The following is a 19,324-nucleotide window of genomic DNA, read 5'->3' on the forward strand; positions in this document are numbered from 1 at the left end:
ATTGTACGGTCTGGCGGCAACCGCGTCGCTTACTCCTGACCGAACGCGTCCGCAGGCAGCCCCAGCAGCGCCCACAGCGCCGCGGGCACCCGCTTGCCCGGATGGCGTACCACCCACAGCTGGCGCGACATCGGCGGCACCGGCGTTTCCACGACGCTCAAGCTGCCCAGCGCGAGCAGATCGGCCACCGCATGCCGCGACACGCACGCCAGGCCAAGCCCGGCCGCAGCCGCCTGCTTGATCGCCTCGGTGCTGCCCAGCTGCATGGCGCGGGCAAAGTGATGCAGGTGCGGCAGCAGCGCCTGCTCGACCGCCTCGCGGGTGCCCGAACCCGGCTCACGCAGCAGCCAGCGGGCCTGCGCCAGCGCCGCGACATTCATGCACGTGGGCATCGTTCCCGGCGCGCCCACGATGACCAGATCATCGCGCTGCCACGGCAGCACCTGCAGGCCGCTTTCATGGCACGGGCCTTCAATCAGGCCCAGGTCGACCTCCAGGCGCTGTACGGCCGCGACCACGTCGGCGCTGTTGCCGATCCGCAGGTCCACCTGCGCCTGCGGGTTATCGGCCAGCAGCACGGCGACGCGGGGCGGCAGCAGGTAGTTGCCGATCGTGGTGCTGGCCCCGAGCCGCAGCAGCAGAGGCAGCGCGCCGGCGTTGGACTGCCCTGCGCCGGCCAGCCGCTCCAGATCGGCGGCGGCGACCAGCAGCGCGCGGGCCGGATCCAGCAGCGCCCGCCCCTGCGGGTTGAGCACCAGCCGGCGCCCGATCCGGTCGAACAGCGGGTTGGCCAGTTGGCTTTCCAGTTCGTTGAGCGCGGCGCTGGTGGCCGACTGCGACAACGCCAGCTGCGCGCCCGCCGCAGCCGTGGTGCCGGCGTCGGCAATGGCGACGAAAACCTGCCATTGGCGGAGGGTGAGGTGCATGACGACAATTAACGCACTAAACAGGTCGAATTGACACAAGCAATGCGTTTTACAGGTTTGTCGGCGACGCGCAGGCTACGGCTGTGCGTTGACTGGAGACCCTTGTGAACATCTTTGCCGCCGCCCTGCCCTCACCCACCACCGCGCAGCGCTGGCGCGGCCGCCTGCCCGGGCTGCTGCTGACCGGCGCCGTTGCGGCCGCGGCCATGGGACTGGCGCCGCTGGCGTGGCTGCAGGCACACGGCATCAGCGCGCTGACCCTGGCCATCGTGCTCGGCATCGTCGTGGGCAATACCCTTTACCCGCGGCTGGCGGCCCATGCCAACGCCGGGGTCGGCTTTTCCAGGCACTGGCTGCTGCGGGCGGGCATCGTGCTGTACGGCCTGCGCCTGACCTTCCAGGACATCGGCCAGGTCGGTATCAGCGGGGTGCTGATCGATGCGCTGGTGCTGACCAGCACGTTCGCGCTGGCCTGGTGGGCCGGGACGCGATGGTTCGGCCTCGACAAGGAGAGCGCCCTGCTGATCGGCGCGGGCAGCTCTATCTGCGGGGCGGCGGCGGTGATGGCGGCCGAGCCGGTGGTGCGCGGGCGCGCCGAACAGGTGACCGTGGCCGTGTCCACCGTGGTGGTGTTCGGCACGCTCGCGATGTTCCTGTACCCGTTGCTGTACCAGCTCAATCAGGCGCACGGCTGGATCCCGATGAGCGCGCAGGCCTACGGCGTGTTCACCGGCTCGACCGTGCACGAGGTTGCGCAGGTGGTCGCGGCCGGCCGCGCCGTGAGCGCAGCTGCGGCCGACACCGCCGTGATCGCCAAGATGGTGCGGGTGATGATGCTGGCACCGTTCCTGATCGGGCTGTCGATGCTGCTGGCGCGCGGTGGTGCGCCTGGGGCGCCCGGCCAGCGCGCCAGGATCGTGGTGCCCTGGTTCGCGTTCGGCTTCGTCGCGGTGGCCGGGCTCAATTCGCTGCAGGTGCTGCCGGCGGCCGTCGTCAGCGCGGCGATCGATCTGGACACCGTGCTGCTGGCGATGGCGATGGCCGCGCTCGGTCTGACCACGCATGCCTCGGCGCTGCGCAAGGCCGGGATGACGCCGCTGCTGCTGGCGCTGCTGCTGTTCGGCTGGCTGCTGGCGGGCGGGCTGGGGATCAACCTGGGCGTGCACGCGCTGCTCGGCTGAGGCACGCCGGGCGGACTTCTGCGACACTACCGCATGTCTGAATTCTCCTCCCTGCCGCTGAAACCAGCGCTGCTGCCCGGCATCGATGCCATGGGCTATACCTCGCTCACCCCCGTGCAGGCCCAGAGCCTGCCGGCCATCCTTGAGCGCCGCGATGTCATCGCACAGGCCCCGACCGGCAGCGGCAAGACCGCCGCCTTCGGGCTGGGCCTGCTGCAGGCGCTGGACCCATCGGTGACCCGCGCCCAGGCGCTGGTGCTGTGCCCGACCCGCGAACTGGCCGACCAGGTCGGCAAGCAGATCCGCAAGTTGGCCACCGGCATTCCGAACCTGAAACTGCTGGTGCTGACCGGCGGCATGCCGTTGGGCCCGCAGCTGGCCTCGCTGGAAGCACACGACCCGCAGGTCGTCGTCGGCACCCCCGGGCGCATCCAGGAACTGGGCCGCAAGCGCGTGCTGCACCTGGGCGGCGTGACCACCCTGGTGCTGGACGAAGCCGACCGCATGCTGGACATGGGCTTTGAAGAGCCGATCCGCGAGATCGCCGGGCGCACCAGCAAGGACCGTCAGACGCTGCTGTTCTCGGCGACCTTCCCGGATGAGATCCGCGAGATCGCCCGCGTGCTGCTGCGCGATCCGGTGGAAGTGACCGTGGAAGGCGCCGATCATGCGCCGGCGATCCGCCACCTGTTCTGCGAGACCGAGCTGGCGCTGAAGCAGAAGGCGCTGGCCGGCCTGCTGCTCAAGTACACGCCGGAATCGGCGGTGGTGTTCTGCAATACCCGCCGCGATGTCGACGATGTCGCCATTTCGCTGCAGCAGTTCGGTTTCTCCGCACTGCCGCTGCACGGTGAGATGGAACAGCGCGACCGCGACGAAGTGCTGGTGCGTTTCGCCAACCGCAGCTGCAACGTGCTGGTTGCCAGCGACGTGGCCGCGCGTGGCCTGGATGTGCAGGACCTGGCCGCGGTGATCAATTACGAGCTGCCGACCGATATCGAAACCTACGAGCATCGCGTTGGTCGTACCGGCCGCGCCGGTGCCACGGGCCTGGCGATCAGCCTGGTGACGCACCGCGAGCGCAACCGCGCCGATGCGCTGGAACTGGCACAGGGCAAGCCGCTGGACTGGCAGAAGACGCCGCTGGCCACCGCACGCCCGCCGGTGCTGCCGCAGGCCGCGATGACCACGCTGCGCATCGATGGCGGCAAGACCGACAAGCTGCGCCCGGGCGACATCCTCGGCGCACTGACCGGCGATGCCGGGCTGGCGGCCAAGTACATCGGCAAGATCGACATCTACGCCACGCGCTCGTATGTGGCCATCGCACGCGAGCAGGCTGGCCGGGCGATCGCCCAGCTGGAGGCCGGCAAGATCAAGGGCCGCCGGTTCCGTGTCCGCAAGATGGATGTCTGAGCGGTAGAGCCGACCGTTGGTCGGCTGCACTTTCGTCGCGGCGTGTGAGGTGCCGGCCAGCGGCCGGCACTACCGGAGGCGGTAGGCCCGCGCGGATTCCCGGATCAATAGACCAGGTTGGCCAGCAGCGGGACGTCATCCGTCCAGCGGTCGCGGCCACCGAGGCCGGCCAGCTCCACCAGCACGGCCGCACCAACCACCTCGACCTGCAGCTGGCGGGCCAGCGACAACGCCGCCAGCAGAGTGCCGCCCGTGGCGAGCACATCATCGATCACCAGCACGCGTGCGCCGGCCGGCAAGGCATCAGCATGCACTTCAATGCTGTCCGTGCGGTATTCCAGGGTGTAATCCTGGCGCAGCACCTTGCCCGGCAGCTTGCCCGGCTTGCGCACCGGTACGAAGCCCACGCCCAGCACCCGCGCCATGGCCGCACCGAGGATGAACCCGCGCGACTCGATCCCCATCACCGCCTGCAGGTTGGCATCGCGCCAGGGCGCGACCATCGCATCGATGGCAGCCGCGAAATCCGGGCCGTCGGCGAGCAACGGCATGATGTCCTTGAACAGGATGCCCGGCTTGGGGAAATCGGCGATGTCGCGCAGGCGGCCGGCCCAGGCGGGCGTGGCGGAAGACTCGGTCATGGGTCTGGAAACAAACAGGGTGGCATAGGGTAACCGAGGCGCTTACGAGCTGCAGGACAGCATCGAGCAGCCGGCCTTCACACGCGCCCACTCGGGCCGCTTGGCCGCAAAGTGTTCGCGCCCCGGCTGCGTTTCATACGGCCGCCGCAGCACCTCCAGCAGCGTATGCACGCCGCTCAGGTCGCCCTGCTCCGCCTGTTCGATCGCCTCCTGGGCGAGCCAGTTGCGCAGCACGTAGACCGGATTGGCGCGGCCCATCTGCTGCTGGCGCGCGTGTGCACTCAGGCCATCGCCGCGCAGGCGCACCGCGTACTGCTGCAGCCATGCCTGCAGCGACGGCAGCACCGCGTCGCGACGGGCCGGGCTGTAGAACGCCTCCTCCAGCACCGCCACGGAAGGCGATGCGGGATCGAGCGCCATCAGCCCACGGAAGGCCAGGGTCATGTCCATCTCGCCCTCGTGCAGAATCTCCAGCCACGCCGCCATCAACGCCACGTCGTCATCGCGGCAGGTGTCCAGGCCCAGCTTCGCGGCGATGGCGGCGCGCTCGCAGTCCGCGTGCACCTGCTGGAAACGCGCCAGCCCGTCATGCAGCGGGGTGACATCCTCGAACAGCGGTGCCAAGGCCTGCGCCAGCCGGGTGAGATTCCAGTACGCCACCTGCGGCTGCGTGCCGAAACGATAGCGTCGGCCCTGCGCGTCGGTGGTGTTGGGGGTCCACTCCGGATCGTAGTCCTCGACCCAGCCATACGGGCCGTAATCGATGGTGAGCCCGAGAATGGAGAGGTTGTCGGTGTTCATCACCCCGTGCACGAAGCCGACGCGCATCCAGTGCGCGACCAGCACCGCGGTGCGTTCGCAGATCTCGGCGAACCAGCGTGCATGGCGCGCCTCGCCCGCCTCTGCCAGCGCAGGAAAATCGCGCGCGATGCAGACATCGGCCAACTGCCGCAGCAACGTCGTGTCACCACGCGAGGCCGGCAGTTCGAAGCTGCCGAAGCGGATGAACGACGGCGCGACGCGACACACGATCGCGCCGGGTTCGGCTTCAGGGTGACCGTCGTAGAACATGTCGCGCACGACGGCATCGCCGGTGCCGACCAGACTCAGCGCGCGCGTGGTCGGCACGCCAAGGTGATGCATCGCTTCACTGCACAGGAACTCGCGGATGGACGAGCGCAGCACCGCACGCCCGTCGGCGCCCCGCGAGTACGGTGTGCGCCCGGCGCCCTTCAACTGCAGCTCCCAATGCGCACCGTCCGGGGTGAGCAGCTCGCCCAGCGAGATCGCACGGCCATCGCCGAGCTGCCCCGCCCAATGGCCGAACTGATGGCCACCGTAGTTGGCCGCCCACGGTGCCATCCCGGCATACAGCGCATTGCCGCCGAACACCCGCGCGAAATCCTCGCTCTCGATCAGGTCCTCGCCCATGCCCAGCAGCGTGGCCACCTCAGGCGAGTACGCCAGCAGCCGTGGCGCGGCAACCGGCGTCGGCATGACCGAGGACCACGCGGCCTCCCGCACCTCGCGCACGCGCGGGCCGGTTTCCGGGTCGCCGGGCAGGTCACGGATGAAACGGTTGTCGAAACGCAGGGGCTGGGTGCTCATGGGCATGAAATGGGGGCAGACCGGCTGCCCCGCAAGTTCAGCGCGAACCGCCGCCGAGGTTCAACGGACCGCCGCGCTCCACCGCACGCTGGTAGGCCGGGCGCTGCTCGATCCGGGCCAGGTACGCCTGCAACCGTGGGTAGGCGGTCATGTCGCCACCGCGCGCGGCGGCGGCCTGGATCGGGAAGCTCATCTGGATATCGGCAGCGGTGAAGCGTTCCCCGGCAAACCACGGCGACTGGCCGAGCTCGCGTTCCATCCAGTCCATGTGCAGCTTCACCTGAGGACGCACGAAGCCGTTCAGCGCCTTGTCGGCAATGGAGCGCGCGATCGGCTTGGCGAAGAACGGCATCGGCGCGTTGCGCAGCCGCGAAAACACCAGCGTCATCACCAGCGGCGGCATCGCCGAGCCTTCGGCGTAGTGCATCCAGTAGCGGTAACGCACCCGTTCGGGGGATTGGGCCGGCATCGGCTCGGGCGAGAGCTGGCGGCCGCTGTCGTAGCGGTCGGCGAGGTATTCCAGGATCGCGCCGGATTCGGCCAGGACCAGCGCATCGTCCTGCAGCACCGGCGATTTTCCCAGCGGGTGCACGTCGCGCAGCGCCTGCGGTGCCAGCCAGGTCTTGGGATCGCGCTGGTAGTTGACGACCTGGTACGGCAGGCCCAGTTCTTCGAGCATCCACAACACGCGCAGCGAGCGCGAGTGGTCCAGATGGTGCACCTTGATCATCGAGGGTTCCGCAGGGTCAAAGCGGCATCGTAACCGGGCGGCCGGCACGATGACGTCTTCAACGTGTTCTTCGGTGGCAATGCCCGGATGCCGCCCAATAAAAAACGCCGGAAGCTTTCGCTTCCGGCGTTTTAGGCGACCTTACGGTTGCGGGGGGTCGATTAGACCGCCTGCACCTGGTCAGCCTGCATACCCTTCTGGCCCTGCACGGCGACGAAAGTCACCTTCTGGCCTTCCTGCAGCGACTTGAAGCCGGTGCCCTGGATCGCGCGGAAATGCACGAAGAGGTCCGGGCCGCTTTCCGGGGTGATGAAGCCGAAGCCCTTGGCGTCGTTGAACCACTTCACGGTGCCCTGCTGACGATCAGACATGTACTAACTCCTGAAACAATAGTTGAAATAATCGCGGCCGCCGCGTATCGGAGCCGAGACTGAGTTGCAGGCGTTGGTAAAGCGGATCGATGAGCAGATCGTGAGATCAACTGCACCAGGCCACGATTCACGGTGACCCTAGCAAACACAGTGTGGGTGACGATACTCGTGTTTTACCGAAAAAGCGATAGCTGGTTGATTCAGCCATCCTCCCCCTCCCGCCTGACAGGACAAGGGGTCGGGCGATCCTACACGAAATCGCACCCCCCATTCAGATTTTTCCTACCTTAAGATCAGCAAAATGACAGATGCCCCGACCCCTAAAGTTCACATCTGGGTGGACGCCGACGCCTGTCCGGCGGTCATCAAGGAGATCCTGTTCCGGGCCGCCGAGCGTGCCGGGATCGAGATGACCCTGGTCGCGAACCACTGGTTGCGGACCCCTCCGTCCCGTTTCATCCGCTCGATCCAGGTTCCGCCGGGCCTGGATGTGGCCGACAGCGTGATCGTCGAACGGGTCCAGCCAGGCGATCTGGTCGTCACGCAGGACATCCCGCTGGCGGCCTTGGTCTTGGACAAGAAGGCCATCGCATTGAACCCGCGCGGCGACCTGTACACCCCGAACAACATGGCTGAGCGGCTGTCGATGCGCAATTTCATGGAAGAACTGCGCGGCTCCGGCGTTCAGACGGGCGGACCGGCGCCCCTGCACGCGCGCGACAAGCAGGCCTTTGCTGCGCAGCTGGATCGTTGGCTGGCCAACCGTTCGGCAAGATGAACGGACGGATGGCCGGTCGAGGGTCCGGCGTGGCGGAGAGTCGCGGCCCGGTAGTGCCGGCCGCCGGTCGGCTCCTCCGTAGCGCTTGGTGACCACCACTCACCCCGGCAGTCGACCAGCGGCCGGCTCTACAGGTGGAGCGACAGCCCGCTGGTGAACGTGCGCCGCTCCCCGGTCAGCGGGTCATCGAACGTCAGTTCCTTCGCCAGCAACTGCAGCGGCGCGTCCGCCGGGGCATCCAGGAGCAGCTCCGGGTACAGGTCGTCGCCCAGGATCGGCGCGCCCAGCGCCGCCATATGCACGCGCAGCTGATGCTTGCGGCCGGTGACAGGGTGCAGCCGGTAGCGCCAGATCGGGCCGGCGGCCTCGATCACCTCGATGCGGGTCCGCGCATTGGGCTCGCCGGGCACCTCGGCCATGCGGAAGAAGGGCTCACCGGGGATCAACCGGGTATGGCGCTCCAGCGGGAACGCCCGCTGCGGCAGTGGCGGTGCCAGCGCCTCGTACACCTTCTCGATGCGCCGCTCGCGGAACAGGCGCTGGTAGGCATCGCGGGTATCGGGCCGGGTCGAGAACAGCACCAGCCCGGCGGTCAGCCGGTCCAGGCGGTGCAACGGCACCAGGTCGCGGTTACCGGTGCGCGCCACCAGCCGCGCCAGCAGCGTCTCGCGAACGTAGCCGCCAGCAGGGGTGACCGGCAGGAAGTGCGGCTTGTCGGCCACCAGCAGGTGCGCGTCCTGGTGGACGATGGCCTCGGCGAAGGGAATCACCGGCTCATCGGCCACTTCACGGAAATACACGATCTCCAGCCCCACCTGCCAGGCCTGATCCGGCGCGAGCGCCCTGCCCTGCGCGTCCTGCACCCGCCCCCGGGCGAAGCGGTCTGCCCACTGCGCGCGGTCGATACGCGGGAAGCGCGCACACAGCCCGTCCAGCAGGCTCGGCCAGTCGCCGGGGGGCAACTGCAGGCGGCTGGGTGCGGGGGCAGCGAGGATCGGATCGGACGGGCTCATGGCGAACCATTATCATGGCGCTCTTTGTTTCAGGTATCCCCATGGCCCTCACCGCCACCATCCGCAAGGCCGAACTGCAGATCAGCGACATGGATCGCGGCTATTACGCCAGCCATACGCTGACGCTGGCCCAGCACCCATCCGAGACCGACGACCGCCTGATGGTGCGCCTGCTCACCTTCGCGCTGAACGCCGATGATCGGCTGGAGTTCGGCCGCGGCCTGAGCGTGGACGACGAGCCGGACCTGTGGCGCCGCGATTACACCGGTGACGTCGAGCTGTGGATCGAACTGGGCCAGCCCGACGAGTCGCGCCTGCGCAAGGCCGCCGGCCGCGCGCGTGCGGTGCAGCTGGTCACCTACGGCGGCCGCGCCGCCGATATCTGGTGGGACCGCAACGCCTCCGCGCTGAAGAAGCTGTCCACGCTGGAGGTCATGGACCTGCCGGGCGAGTTCGTCACCGAATGGGGCGCGCAGATTGAACGCACGATGCAGTGGGACGTGCAGATCCAGGACGGCGAAGTGCAGTTGACCTCGGACAAGGCGCAGCTCAGCGTCATCCCCACCTGGCGCAAGCAGAAGCCGCAGGCGTGAGTGTGATCCGCTGTGATGTGCTGGTCATCGGGGCCGGCGCTGCCGGACTGATGTGTGCGATGACCGCAGGCAAACGCGGGCGCCAGGTGCAGGTGATCGACCACGCCAACAAGGTGGGCAAGAAGATCCTGATGTCCGGCGGCGGGCGCTGCAACTTCACCAATACCGGCACCACGGCGGCCAACTTCCTGTCGGCCAATCCGCACTTCTGCAAATCCGCGCTGGCCCGCTATACGCCGTGGCATTTCATCGAGATGGTGGAGCGGCACGGCATCGCGTATCACGAAAAAGAGCTGGGCCAGCTGTTCTGCGACGTCTCCTCCAAGCAGATCGTGAAGATGCTGGTGGACGAATGCCAGGCCGCCGGCGTGCAGATCCGCACCGACTGCGGGGTGCAGAAGGTGGAGCGCGGCGCGGACGGCTTCCACGTGCACACCGCGCAGGGGCACTTCCATGCCGCCTCGCTGGTGGTGGCCACGGGTGGCCTGTCGATCCCGAGCATGGGCGCGACCGGCTTCGGCTACGAGCTGGCCCGCCAGTTCGGCCATGAGGTCCTGCCGACCCGCGCCGGGTTGGTGCCGCTCACCCTGAGCGGCAAGCACCAGGAGCGCTTCAACGATCTCAGCGGGGTGGCGCTGCCGATCACGGCGCACTGCAACGAGGTCGAGTTCCGTAATTCCATGCTGATCACCCACCGCGGCATCAGCGGCCCGGCGATCCTGCAGATCTCCTCCTTCTGGCAGCCCGGCGATGAGCTGCGGCTGGACCTGCTGCCGGGCCAGGACGCGCTGGAGTGGCTGCGCCGGATGAAGGCCGAGCGCGGTGCCGCCGAGCTGCGCACGGTGCTGTCGGAGGTGTTGCCGCGGCGGTTGGCGCTGCGCCTGTGCGAGCATTGGCTGCCGGACCGGCTGGTGCGCCAGATCGACGAACCCCAGCTGCGCCAGGCCGCGGAACTGCTGCAGAATTTCCCACTGGTGGCCAGTGGCACCGAGGGCTACCGTACCGCCGAGGTGACGCTGGGCGGGGTCGACACCCGCAAGGTGTCCTCCAGTACCTTTGAGTCGCAACTGGTTCCCGGCCTGCACTTCATTGGGGAGGTGCTGGACGTGACCGGCTGGCTGGGGGGGTACAACTTCCAGTGGGCGTGGGCCTGTGGCCATGCCGCAGGCAGCGTGGCCTGAGCCGGAACCAGCGTTCCGTGATCGGCTACCGTTTGCCGCATGGACGTAGTCACACGCATCGTGTATCAAGTTTGCAGTCCGGGGAGTAGTGAATGCAGAACGCGAATGACATGACGGTCCGCCTGCTGATCGTGGACGACAGCGGCGAGAACGCCGAGACCATCGTCAGCACGCTGCGCAACAGCGGCATCGCGGTGCGCCCGATGCGCCCGCAGCACAGCGAGGAACTGGCCCAGGCACTGGGTACCCAGCCGATCGACCTGGTGCTGGTCGCCGCCGCGCAGAGCATCCCGCTGCTGCAGGTGACCCAGCAGATCGCGGCCAGCGGCAAGGACATCCCGATGATCCTGCTGGCCGAATCGATCGATGAGAACGAGTGGGTCGAGGCCGGCGCCAACGGCATCCGCGCCATCGCCCTGCGCCACCGCCCCGAGCACCTGCTGGCGGTGGTCCGCAACGAATGGACCGATCTGCACGCGCGCCGCGGGCTGCGCCGGATCGAGGCGCAGATGCGCGAGACCGAGCGCCGCTGCGATGCGCTGATCTCGTCCTCGCGCGACCCGATCGCCTACATCCACGAAGGCATGCACATCCGGGCCAACGAGGCCTACCTGGAGATGTTCGGCTACGAGACCTTCGACGATGTGGAAGGCATCTCGCTGCTGGACATGGTCGCCCCCCAACACGTGGACGGTTTCAAGCAGCTGCTTAAATCCATGAGCAAGGGCGATGCGCCGCCGCCGCAGTACCAGGTGGATGCGCGCAACCAGGACGGCGCCGTGTTCGCCGCGACCATGGAGTTCACCCAGGCCAGCTACGAGGGCGAATCCTGCCTGCAGGTGGTGTTCCGCCGGCGCATGGAGTTCGATCCGGAACTGGCGCGCGAGGTCGAAGACCTCCGCCAGCGCGATCAGGTCACCGGCCTGCTCAACCGCCCGACCTTCATGCTGCATGTCGAAAACGCGGTGGCCCAGGCCGGCCGCAGCGAGGGCCAGTTCGGCCTGCTGCTGATCGAGCCGGACCATTACGCGCGCCTGCTGCCGGAGATCGGGCTGGACTCGGCCGATGCGCTGATCGGCGCCCTCGCCCGCGTGCTGGCCCAATCGGTTGGCGACACCGCACAGGTGGCCCGCTTCGGCGAGCACAGCTTTGCCGTGCTGACCGAGGCCCCCTACGCGCAGACCGTCGCCCTGGCCGACCATATCCGTGAGGCCTTCGCCGCGCAGGTGTTCAGCATCGGCGAGCGCTCGGCCACCGTCACCGTCAGCGTGGGCGGTGTGCAGGTGGGCGAGAAGATCGCGAGCATCGGTCAGGTGCTGGCGCGCGCGACCGAGTGCACCCAGGCCGCACTGGAACTGGGCAACACCACCCGCGTGTTCGATCCGGCCGCGGTGGACCGCGTGGAAGAAGAGCGCATCCAGCACTGGGTGACCCGCATCCGGCAGGCACTGGACGGGGATGGCTTCCAGCTGCACTACCAGCCGGTGCTCAGCCTGCAGGGCGAGGCGCTGGAGTTGTACGAGGCCTACCTGCGCCTGGACCACAACGGTGAGCTGCTCAGCCCGAACGCGTTCCTGGGTATCGCCGAGGACCATGGCCTGCTGGCCGACATCAACCGCTGGGTGGTGACGCACGCGATCACCATGCTCGCCGCGCGCAAGCGCGAGGGCCATGTCACCCACATGATGGTCAAGATCACCCCTGAGTCGTTCAACGACCCGCTGATGATCGCCACGCTCCGCCACGAACTCGAGGCGCAGGGTGTGCCGGGCGAACAGCTGTGGCTGCACGCGCCGGAGGCCAAGGTATTCACCCATCTGCGCAATGCCCAGCAGTTCCTGGCCGCGGTCGCGCCGCTGGGCTGCCGGATCGGCCTGGAGCAGTTCGGCTCAGGACTGGATTCGTTCCAGCTGCTGGCGCACTTCCAGCCGCAGTTCCTCAAGCTCGACCGCGACTTCACGTCGGACTTCGCCCGCACCCGCGAGCACAGCGAGAAGATCAGCGAGATCACCGCGCGTGCGCAGGCCGCCGACATCCGGACCATCGCCGAGTTCGTCGCCGATGCCAACTCGATGAGCCTGCTCTTCAGTGCCGGCGTGGATTACGTGCAGGGCGAGTTCGTCGGCCCGGCGGGGCCGGCGATGAACTTCGATTTCAGCTGAGCGGAAGCGTCACGACCCACGGTCGTGACCTGTTGTCTCCCGGACATGACGGCGCTCCGCCCGACTATCAGGGGGCGCGCCGCACCGGTAGACGCCGACCGTTGGTCGGCATCCCTCCTTCCGATCAGGCCATCTCGACCAGGTTCGGAATCTTCACGTCGGTGGCAACATCGGCGTCGTAATCCACGCCTTCCACGCCGAACCCGAACAGACGCAGGAAGTCGGCCTTGTAGCCGGCCAGGTCGCTGATCTCGTACAGGTTCTCGTTGGTCACCTGCGGCCACAGCGCGACCACCTCGCCCTGCACCTCCGGCGCCATTTCCTTGTAATCCGCGCGCAGGCGGCCGGCATCATCGATCAGCTCGACCTTGCGGCCGCCATCGGTGACCAGATCGTGGCGCAGGCGCTCGGTTGCGGTGCCTGCGTCCTTGCCGCCGTAGAGGATGTCGTACAGCGTATCGAGCTGCTCGATGCAGCCTTCATGCGTGCCCTTGGCCTTCATCACCTTGAACAACAGCGACAGGTACAGCGGCATGGTCGGGATGGCCGAGCTGGCCTGGGTGACGACCGCCTTGAGCACCGACACGCGCGCATCGCCACCGATCGGGGCCAGCTTCTGGCGCAGACCGACGACCTTCTCGTCCAGATCCTTCTTGGCCGCGCCGATGGAGCCGTTCCAGTAGATCGCCTGGGTGATCTCCTCACCGACGTAGGTGAAGGCCGTGGTGGTCGCGCCCTCGGCCAGCACACCGGCCTCGAGCAGCGCATCGATCCACATCTGCCAGTCTTCGCCGCCCATCACGGCGACGGTGCCGGCGATCTCTTCCGGGCTGGCCGGCTCGATCGTGGTCTCGGTGATCACTTCCTTGTCGGTATCCAGGCCGCGCAGCGTGATCGGCGCACCGATCGGCTTGAGCGTGGAGCTGATCACTTCACCGGTCTTGGGATGCTTGCGGCGCGGCGCGGCCAGGCTGTACACCACCTGGTCGACCTGGCCGAGGTCCTGCTTGATCAGCTCGATGACCTTGGCCTTGACCTCATCGGAGAAGGCATCGCCATTGACGCTCTTGGCGTACAGACCGGCCTGATCGGCGTACTTGTGGAACGCGGCGGTGTTGTACCAGCCGGCGGTGCCGGGCTTGGTCTCGGTGCCCGGACGCTCGAAGAACACGCCCAGCGTGGCGGCATCACTGCCGAAGGCGGCGGTGATGCGCGCGGCCAGCCCGTAGCCGGTGGAGGCGCCGAGCACCAGCACCTTCTTCGGGCCGTTGGTGATCTTCGGCTTGGACTGGATGTAATCGATCTGCTGCTTGACGGCCGCATCGCAGCCGACGGGATGGGTGGTGACGCAGATGAAGCCGCGCACACGCGGTTTGATGACCATGTAAACCTCGAGGGGGACTGGCGCAGGGCGGACCGGCGCGATGAAAAGGGAGGTCGCGCGCCACCGGAGCGGCTGCGCGGAACGCAAGGGATCGTAGTGCGCAGCGCTGCTTAGTACAACCGACGGGGGTGTATGTTCCTTGTGGCCTGGGACCGGTGAGGGCAGGTCGGGACGCGCCGTGAATCCGTCCCTGGAGGCTCGACACCCGCATCCATGCGGGTGACGGTCCCGCCCTGCCCTCACCGGCCCCTGCCCGACAAAGGGCCGCTGCGGACGGGAGAGCAGCCACGCATGGCGTGGCTCTACACGCGACACCTGTCGTTATGACGAGTGCATTGGATGCTGACTCTTGGAGATTGGCCGACTGTCGCCGAACCAGGATTGCGCGTGCAGAGAGTCACCAATGCCATGACCGATTCTTGCCCCACGTAGATCCACGCCAGCGCGGGTGCCGTTGCTTTGCTTTGCTTTGCGTTGCTTCGCTCTGCCCTACTGACCGCCATCCAGCACCCTCTCTGGAGGGTGAGGGATAGCGATGTGCAGGACCGTTGGAGCGCCATGGATGGCGCTCACGAGCCCCCAGGGATGGGTTTACGGCGCGTCCAGCACAGCGCTATCCGTCGCCCTCCAACAGTGAGCATCCAAGGCGCCGCCCTGGCTCTGCCTCTGACTCTGGCCCCGAACAAAAAGAAAGGCCGCGCAATGCGCGGCCTCCCGGATGTTTCAAACCACCAGAAACCTTACGGACGACGCTCCAACGCTTCCACGTCCTTCGCCTTCGGCAGCAGATCCTGCTTGGTCACCGCCAGCGCGCCCATCGTCAGCAGCGGGCAGGCAATGAAGATCGACGACAGCGTACCGATCACCGCACCGATCATCTGGCTCAGCGCCAGCCCTTCCAGCGAACCACCGCCGTACAGATACAGCGCCAGCACCGACAGGAAGAACACCAGCGAGGTGATGATCGTGCGCGACAGCGTCTGGTTGATCGAACGGTTCATCACCTCCAGCGGCTCCACACGCAGGCTGCGGAAGTTCTCACGCACACGGTCGAACACCACGATGGTGTCGTTGATCGAGAAGCCCATCACCGACAGCAGACCTGCCAGCACGGTCAGATCGAACTCGCGGCCGCTCAGCGAGAAGTAACCCGCCACCACCAGCACGTCGAACAGCGTGGTGATGATCGCCACCATCGCGAACTTCCACTCGAAGCGGAAACCGATGTAGATCAGGAAGCCGATCAGCACGAACAGCGCCGCGTACAGGCCGTTCAGCGCCAGCTCTTTACCGACCTGCGGGCCGACGAACTCGGCACCGACGATGGCGGCCTGGTTGCCCTCCATCGAGATCGCCTTCTGCACGGCTTCTGCGGTGCGGTTGTTGGCCTCACCGGCGTTCTCGCCTTCCGCCATCTCCTGCGGCTGCAGACGGATCAGCAGGTTACTGCCGCTGCCGAAGCTCTGTACCTGGGCACCGGCATAACCGGCGCCTTCCAGGTGCTCGCGCACGGCATCGACGTCAGCGGGCTTGTCGAAGCGGACTTCGACCACGGTGCCGCCGGTGAAGTCCAGCGCGTAGTTGAAGCCCTTGAAGGCAATGCAGCCGATGGCGGCAATGAACACCAGCGCCGCCAGACCGATGGCCACCCAGCGGGTGCGCATGAAGTCGAACTTGGTGTCGTTCGGGATCAGATGCAACGGGAAAAGTTTCATGGTTTCTATTCGCTTCCCGTCAGATGGCCAGGGTCTTGAGCTTCTTGCGGCGGCTGTAGACCAGCACGGCAAGGGCACGCGAGACGGTGATTGCAGTGAACATGGAGGCCAGGATGCCGACGATCATCGTCACGGCGAAGCCCTTCAACGGACCGGTACCGAACGCATACAACGCCACACCCGCCAGGATGCCGGTGAGGTTGGCGTCCAGGATGGTCCCGGAAGCCTTCTCGTAACCGGCCACGATGGCCGTCTTGGGCGGCATGCCGGCCCGCAGCTCTTCACGGATACGTTCGTTGATCAGCACGTTGGCGTCGACCGACAGGCCGATCGACAGCGCCAGACCGGCAAAGCCGGGCAGCGTCATCGTCGCGCCGAACAGCGACATCACCGCCACCACGATCAGCAGGTTGAACAGCATGGCCACCGAGGTGATCACGCCGAACATGCGGTAGTACACGGTGAAGAAGACCAGGGTGAACAGGAACGCGAAGCCGACTGCGGTCACGCCGCGCTCGACGTTCTCCGCACCCAGGCTCGGGCCGACGATGCGTTCTTCAACGAAGTCCATCGGCGCGGCCAGCGAACCGGATTTCAGCAGCTTGGCCAGGTTTTCCGCCTCGGTCTTCTCAAGGCCGGTGGTCTGGAAGTTCTTGCCGAACACGCCGTTGATGTTGGCGACCGAGATCACTTCTTCCTTGACGCGGAAGCTGCGCACTTCCTTGCCGTCGACCACGTTCACGGTCGGGATGCGTTCGGTATAGACCACCGCCATCGGCTTGTTGACGTTGGCGCTGGTGAAATCAAACATGCGCTGGCCGCCGACATTGTTCAGCGTCACGCTCACGGCCGCGGCCCCGTTCTGGTCGGTGGTGGCCTGTGCGGCGACCATCTGGTCACCGGTCACGATCACGCGCTTGTTGAGCAGGATCGGGCCACGGTTGTCACGCTGCTGGTAAACCTTGGCCTCCGGCGGGATGCGGCCGCTGGCGATCGCGTCCTGGGCATTGCCCTCGACCACGGCGCGGTACTCCAGCGTCGCGGTGGCACCGATCATGCGCTTGGCTTCGGCGGTGTCCTGCACGCCCGGCAGCTGCACGACCACGCGGTCCGCGCCCTGGCGCTGGATGATCGGCTCGGCCACGCCGAGCTGGTTGACACGGTTGCGCAGCGTGTTGACGTTCTGCTCGATGGCGCCGTTGGCGATCGCGGTCAGTTCGGTCTCCGGCATGCTCACGGTGATGCGGTTGCCCGCCACCTCGTAGCCCAGCGTCGGCTGCGCCTTGACCATCACTTCGCGGGCACGGGCGGCGGCATCGGCACCGGCGGACGGGCTGATGCTCGCCACGATGGTGTTGTCGCCACGGCGTTCGACCGACTGGTAGGCGATGCGGGCATCGCGCAGGCTGGTCCGGACGTCTTCGGCGTAGGCGTCCAGACGTTTGTCCAGTGCGGCCTTCTGGTCGACCTGCAGCACGAAGTGCACGCCGCCCTGCAGATCCAGGCCCAGCACCATCGGCTTGGCGCCGAGGTCGCTCAGCCACTCCGGCACGGTGGAGGCCAGGTTCAGGGCGACCACGTAGTCCTCGCCCATCTCGTCGCGCAGGGCGTCGTTGGCGGCGGTCTGCGCCTGCAGCGTCGGCAGTCGCACGATCAGGCTGTCGCCTTCCTTGGCCACCGACAACGGCTCCACGCCGGCCTGCTTGAGGTCACCCAGCACGCGGTCGCGCAGGGCGTCGTCGATCTGCCCGCCACGGTTGGCGGTGATCTGCACGGCAGGGTCCTTCTGGTAGATGTTGGGCAGTGCGTACAACGCACTGACCGCCAGCACGATCAGGATGAGGAAATACTTCCAGCGTGGAAATTCGAGCATTGCTTGGGTCCCGCGCGGTGCCCGTCCCGGCACCGCGGTTGAACGGAAAGGGAGTGGATCAGTTGGCCGACTTCAGCGTGCCGGTCGGCAGCACATTGCCCACGGCGCCCTTCTGCACGCGGATGCGCACGTTCTCGGCCACTTCGATGGTGATGAAGTTGTCGCCGATGTCGGTGACCACGCCGGCGATGCCGCCGTTGGTCAGCACTTCGTCACCGCGCTTGACCTTCTCCAGCATGGCCTTGTGTTCCTTCTGGCGCTTCATCTGCGGGCGGATCATCAGGAAGTACATGATCGCGATCAGGATGATCGGGAACAGCAGGGTGGTCAGACCCATGCCCTGCGGCTGGCCACCGGCGGCCTGGGCGTTGGCGGTGGGAATCAGGAAGGCGAGCAGGTTCATAGTGTGTCCTTGGGTTGGGAGGCGCCCCGCCCCTTGAAGGGTCAGGGAGTCGCCGCGAAACGGGGGTCAGCCTCGAAGTATGCCATGGCCCCGGGAGTTCGTCCTTGGGCCGTTTGGCAGGGTCGGCGCGCCGGATCGGCCGGCGGGGGTCACTTTACAGCGCAGGCGTGACCGCTCCACGAGCCGCGTAGAAAGACTCGCGGAAGGCGGTAAAGGTTCCCGCCGCGATCGCGGCACGCATGTCGGCCATCAACTTCTCGTAGTAATAGAGGTTGTGGATGGTGCCCAGCATCGGCGCCAGCATCTCGTTGCAGCGGTCCAGGTGGCGCAGATACGAGCGGGTATAGCCGCTGGTGCAGGCATGGCAGCCGCAACCCGGCTCGATGGTGTCCATGTCGCGCTCGTAGCGGGCGTTGCGGATGCGCACCGTGCCGAACGAGGTGAAATAGTGGCCGTTGCGGGCATTCCGGGTCGGCATCACGCAATCGAACATGTCCACGCCGCGGGCGACGCCTTCGACCAGGTCTTCCGGTCGGCCCACGCCCATCAGATACCGCGGGCGATCGGCCGGCAGGATCGGATGCATGTGGTCGAGCATGGCGTTGCGTTCGTGCTCGGGCTCGCCCACGGCCAGGCCGCCGATGGCGTAGCCGTCGAAGCCGATCTGCTGCAGGCCCTCGGCCGAGCGGCTGCGCAGGTCGTGGTGGACGCCGCCCTGGACGATGCCGAACAGCGCCGCGTCATTGCCCAGTTCATCGTGCGCGTTGCGGCTGCGCTGCGCCCAGCGCAGGCTCAGTTCCATCGAGGTGCGCGCGACCGGCTCGGTGGCCGGGTACGGGGTGCACTCGTCGAAAATCATCACCACGTCCGAATCGAGCACCTTCTGGATGCGCATGCTCTCTTCCGGGCCCAGGAACACGCGGGCGCCGTCGGTCGGCGAGGAGAAGGTCACCCCCTGCTCGGTGATCTTGCGGCGGTGGGCCAGCGAGAACACCTGGAAGCCGCCGGAGTCGGTCAGGATCGGGCCGTTCCAGCGCGCGAAGCCATGCAGGCCGCCGTGGTCGGCGATCACGTCCAGGCCCGGGCGCAGGTACAGATGGAAGGTGTTGCCGAGGATGATTTCCGCACCCAGCGCGCGGATCTGCTCCGGCAGGATGCCCTTCACCGAGCCATAGGTCCCCACCGGCATGAAGGCCGGGGTTTCCACGGTCCCGCGCGGGAAGGTCAGGCGGCCGCGGCGGGCGCGACCGTCGGTGGTCTGGAGCTGGAACTGGAGTCGGGACATGTAGCGGTCATTCGGGCAGATAGTCTGCCATTGTCGCCGAAAACGGCCGCGCCTGCCCCGCTGC

Annotated in this window: 17 protein-coding genes; 6 read left to right on the top strand and 11 right to left on the bottom strand. The window is 67.1% G+C overall.

The genetic code is table 11. The features are described from left to right. Positions 1–29: 29 nt before the first annotated feature. Positions 30–926: a LysR family transcriptional regulator gene (locus tag ABE463_RS04915; RefSeq protein WP_346467436.1), complete on the bottom strand. Its 897-nt coding sequence runs from the start codon at positions 924–926 to the stop codon at positions 30–32. A 104-nt stretch (positions 927–1,030) separates the two neighbouring features. On the opposite strand from ABE463_RS04915, the gene ABE463_RS04920 reads away from it, so the two are divergent. Further along, a complete protein-coding gene (locus tag ABE463_RS04920) occupies positions 1,031–2,107 on the top strand; it encodes a YeiH family protein (RefSeq protein WP_346467437.1) in 1,077 nt (358 codons plus the stop codon). Between the two features lie 33 nt (positions 2,108–2,140). Further along, positions 2,141–3,523 carry an ATP-dependent RNA helicase DbpA gene (gene dbpA / locus ABE463_RS04925; protein WP_123729043.1) on the top strand — a complete coding sequence of 461 codons (1,383 nt, stop codon included), beginning with the start codon at positions 2,141–2,143 and terminating at the stop codon, positions 3,521–3,523. Between the two features lie 104 nt (positions 3,524–3,627). Here the strand turns inward: dbpA and ABE463_RS04930 are convergent, their stop codons facing one another. The 4 genes from ABE463_RS04930 to ABE463_RS04945 all read right to left on the bottom strand — a co-directional run bounded on the left by ABE463_RS04930 (position 3,628) and on the right by ABE463_RS04945 (position 6,873). Next, positions 3,628–4,164, bottom strand: coding sequence for an adenine phosphoribosyltransferase (locus tag ABE463_RS04930; RefSeq protein WP_123729042.1), 537 nt, complete (start codon positions 4,162–4,164; stop codon positions 3,628–3,630). A 42-nt stretch (positions 4,165–4,206) separates the two neighbouring features. Beyond that, positions 4,207–5,772 (bottom strand): protein adenylyltransferase SelO, encoded by a 1,566-nt coding sequence (locus tag ABE463_RS04935; RefSeq protein ID WP_346467438.1) that lies wholly within the window; start codon positions 5,770–5,772, stop codon positions 4,207–4,209. Positions 5,773–5,809: 37 nt separating this feature from the next. Continuing rightward, complete coding sequence (locus ABE463_RS04940; protein ID WP_123729028.1) at positions 5,810–6,502, bottom strand: glutathione S-transferase; 693 nt, start codon at positions 6,500–6,502, stop codon at positions 5,810–5,812. Positions 6,503–6,663: 161 nt separating this feature from the next. Beyond that, the gene (locus ABE463_RS04945; RefSeq protein ID WP_017356920.1) at positions 6,664–6,873 is read right to left on the bottom strand and encodes a cold-shock protein; all 210 of its coding nucleotides are present in this window, start codon (positions 6,871–6,873) and stop codon (positions 6,664–6,666) included. A 301-nt stretch (positions 6,874–7,174) separates the two neighbouring features. Between ABE463_RS04945 and ABE463_RS04950 the strand changes: the two genes are divergently transcribed. Then, positions 7,175–7,651 carry a YaiI/YqxD family protein gene (locus ABE463_RS04950; protein WP_346467439.1) on the top strand — a complete coding sequence of 159 codons (477 nt, stop codon included), beginning with the start codon at positions 7,175–7,177 and terminating at the stop codon, positions 7,649–7,651. Between the two features lie 128 nt (positions 7,652–7,779). Here the strand turns inward: ABE463_RS04950 and ABE463_RS04955 are convergent, their stop codons facing one another. Continuing rightward, on the bottom strand, positions 7,780–8,664 hold the full coding sequence (locus tag ABE463_RS04955) for a pseudouridine synthase (protein WP_346467440.1): 885 nt from the start codon (positions 8,662–8,664) through the stop codon (positions 7,780–7,782). 41 nt (positions 8,665–8,705) lie between these two features. On the opposite strand from ABE463_RS04955, the gene ABE463_RS04960 reads away from it, so the two are divergent. From ABE463_RS04960 to ABE463_RS04970, 3 genes are all read left to right on the top strand, one after another. Continuing rightward, complete coding sequence (locus ABE463_RS04960) at positions 8,706–9,257, top strand: YaeQ family protein (protein WP_123729025.1); 552 nt, start codon at positions 8,706–8,708, stop codon at positions 9,255–9,257. Next, complete coding sequence (locus ABE463_RS04965) at positions 9,254–10,438, top strand: NAD(P)/FAD-dependent oxidoreductase (RefSeq protein WP_346467441.1); 1,185 nt, start codon at positions 9,254–9,256, stop codon at positions 10,436–10,438. The genes ABE463_RS04960 and ABE463_RS04965 overlap by 4 nt, the downstream gene beginning before the upstream one ends. Before the next feature lie 92 nt (positions 10,439–10,530). Beyond that, positions 10,531–12,600, top strand: a complete 2,070-nt coding sequence (locus ABE463_RS04970; protein WP_346467442.1) for an EAL domain-containing protein — start codon at positions 10,531–10,533, stop codon at positions 12,598–12,600. Positions 12,601–12,724: 124 nt separating this feature from the next. Here the strand turns inward: ABE463_RS04970 and fabV are convergent, their stop codons facing one another. From fabV to tgt, 5 genes are all read right to left on the bottom strand, one after another. After that, on the bottom strand, positions 12,725–13,984 hold the full coding sequence (gene fabV, locus ABE463_RS04975; protein WP_346467443.1) for an enoyl-ACP reductase FabV: 1,260 nt from the start codon (positions 13,982–13,984) through the stop codon (positions 12,725–12,727). Between the two features lie 740 nt (positions 13,985–14,724). Then, positions 14,725–15,699, bottom strand: coding sequence for a protein translocase subunit SecF (gene secF, locus ABE463_RS04980; RefSeq protein WP_121042091.1), 975 nt, complete (start codon positions 15,697–15,699; stop codon positions 14,725–14,727). A 19-nt stretch (positions 15,700–15,718) separates the two neighbouring features. After that, complete coding sequence (gene secD, locus ABE463_RS04985; RefSeq protein WP_346467444.1) at positions 15,719–17,572, bottom strand: protein translocase subunit SecD; 1,854 nt, start codon at positions 17,570–17,572, stop codon at positions 15,719–15,721. Between the two features lie 58 nt (positions 17,573–17,630). Beyond that, a complete protein-coding gene (yajC, locus tag ABE463_RS04990) occupies positions 17,631–17,975 on the bottom strand; it encodes a preprotein translocase subunit YajC (RefSeq protein ID WP_019183141.1) in 345 nt (114 codons plus the stop codon). A gap of 154 nt (positions 17,976–18,129) precedes the next feature. Beyond that, entirely contained in the window at positions 18,130–19,260 is a 1,131-nt protein-coding gene (gene tgt / locus ABE463_RS04995; protein ID WP_123729020.1) for a tRNA guanosine(34) transglycosylase Tgt, read from the bottom strand. Positions 19,261–19,324 lie beyond the last annotated feature (64 nt).

It is taken from the genome of Stenotrophomonas sp. TWI819 (assembly GCF_039673075.1).
Taxonomy (GTDB): domain Bacteria; phylum Pseudomonadota; class Gammaproteobacteria; order Xanthomonadales; family Xanthomonadaceae; genus Stenotrophomonas; species Stenotrophomonas rhizophila_B.

Excerpts from the sequence above, each read along its gene's own strand:
- ABE463_RS04915 (WP_346467436.1), bottom strand. The coding sequence starts at position 926 with ATGCACCTCACCCTCCGCCAATGGCAGGTTTTCGTCGCCATTGCCGAC.
- dbpA (WP_123729043.1), top strand. The coding sequence starts at position 2,141 with ATGTCTGAATTCTCCTCCCTGCCGCTGAAACCAGCGCTGCTGCCCGGC.
- ABE463_RS04930 (WP_123729042.1), bottom strand. The coding sequence starts at position 4,164 with ATGACCGAGTCTTCCGCCACGCCCGCCTGGGCCGGCCGCCTGCGCGAC.
- ABE463_RS04935 (WP_346467438.1), bottom strand. The coding sequence starts at position 5,772 with ATGAGCACCCAGCCCCTGCGTTTCGACAACCGTTTCATCCGTGACCTG.
- ABE463_RS04940 (WP_123729028.1), bottom strand. The coding sequence starts at position 6,502 with ATGATCAAGGTGCACCATCTGGACCACTCGCGCTCGCTGCGCGTGTTG.
- ABE463_RS04945 (WP_017356920.1), bottom strand. The coding sequence starts at position 6,873 with ATGTCTGATCGTCAGCAGGGCACCGTGAAGTGGTTCAACGACGCCAAG.
- ABE463_RS04950 (WP_346467439.1), top strand. The coding sequence starts at position 7,175 with ATGACAGATGCCCCGACCCCTAAAGTTCACATCTGGGTGGACGCCGAC.
- ABE463_RS04955 (WP_346467440.1), bottom strand. The coding sequence starts at position 8,664 with ATGAGCCCGTCCGATCCGATCCTCGCTGCCCCCGCACCCAGCCGCCTG.
- ABE463_RS04960 (WP_123729025.1), top strand. The coding sequence starts at position 8,706 with ATGGCCCTCACCGCCACCATCCGCAAGGCCGAACTGCAGATCAGCGAC.
- ABE463_RS04970 (WP_346467442.1), top strand. The coding sequence starts at position 10,531 with ATGCAGAACGCGAATGACATGACGGTCCGCCTGCTGATCGTGGACGAC.
- fabV (WP_346467443.1), bottom strand. The coding sequence starts at position 13,984 with ATGGTCATCAAACCGCGTGTGCGCGGCTTCATCTGCGTCACCACCCAT.
- secF (WP_121042091.1), bottom strand. The coding sequence starts at position 15,699 with ATGAAACTTTTCCCGTTGCATCTGATCCCGAACGACACCAAGTTCGAC.
- secD (WP_346467444.1), bottom strand. The coding sequence starts at position 17,572 with ATGCTCGAATTTCCACGCTGGAAGTATTTCCTCATCCTGATCGTGCTG.
- yajC (WP_019183141.1), bottom strand. The coding sequence starts at position 17,975 with ATGAACCTGCTCGCCTTCCTGATTCCCACCGCCAACGCCCAGGCCGCC.
- tgt (WP_123729020.1), bottom strand. The coding sequence starts at position 19,260 with ATGTCCCGACTCCAGTTCCAGCTCCAGACCACCGACGGTCGCGCCCGC.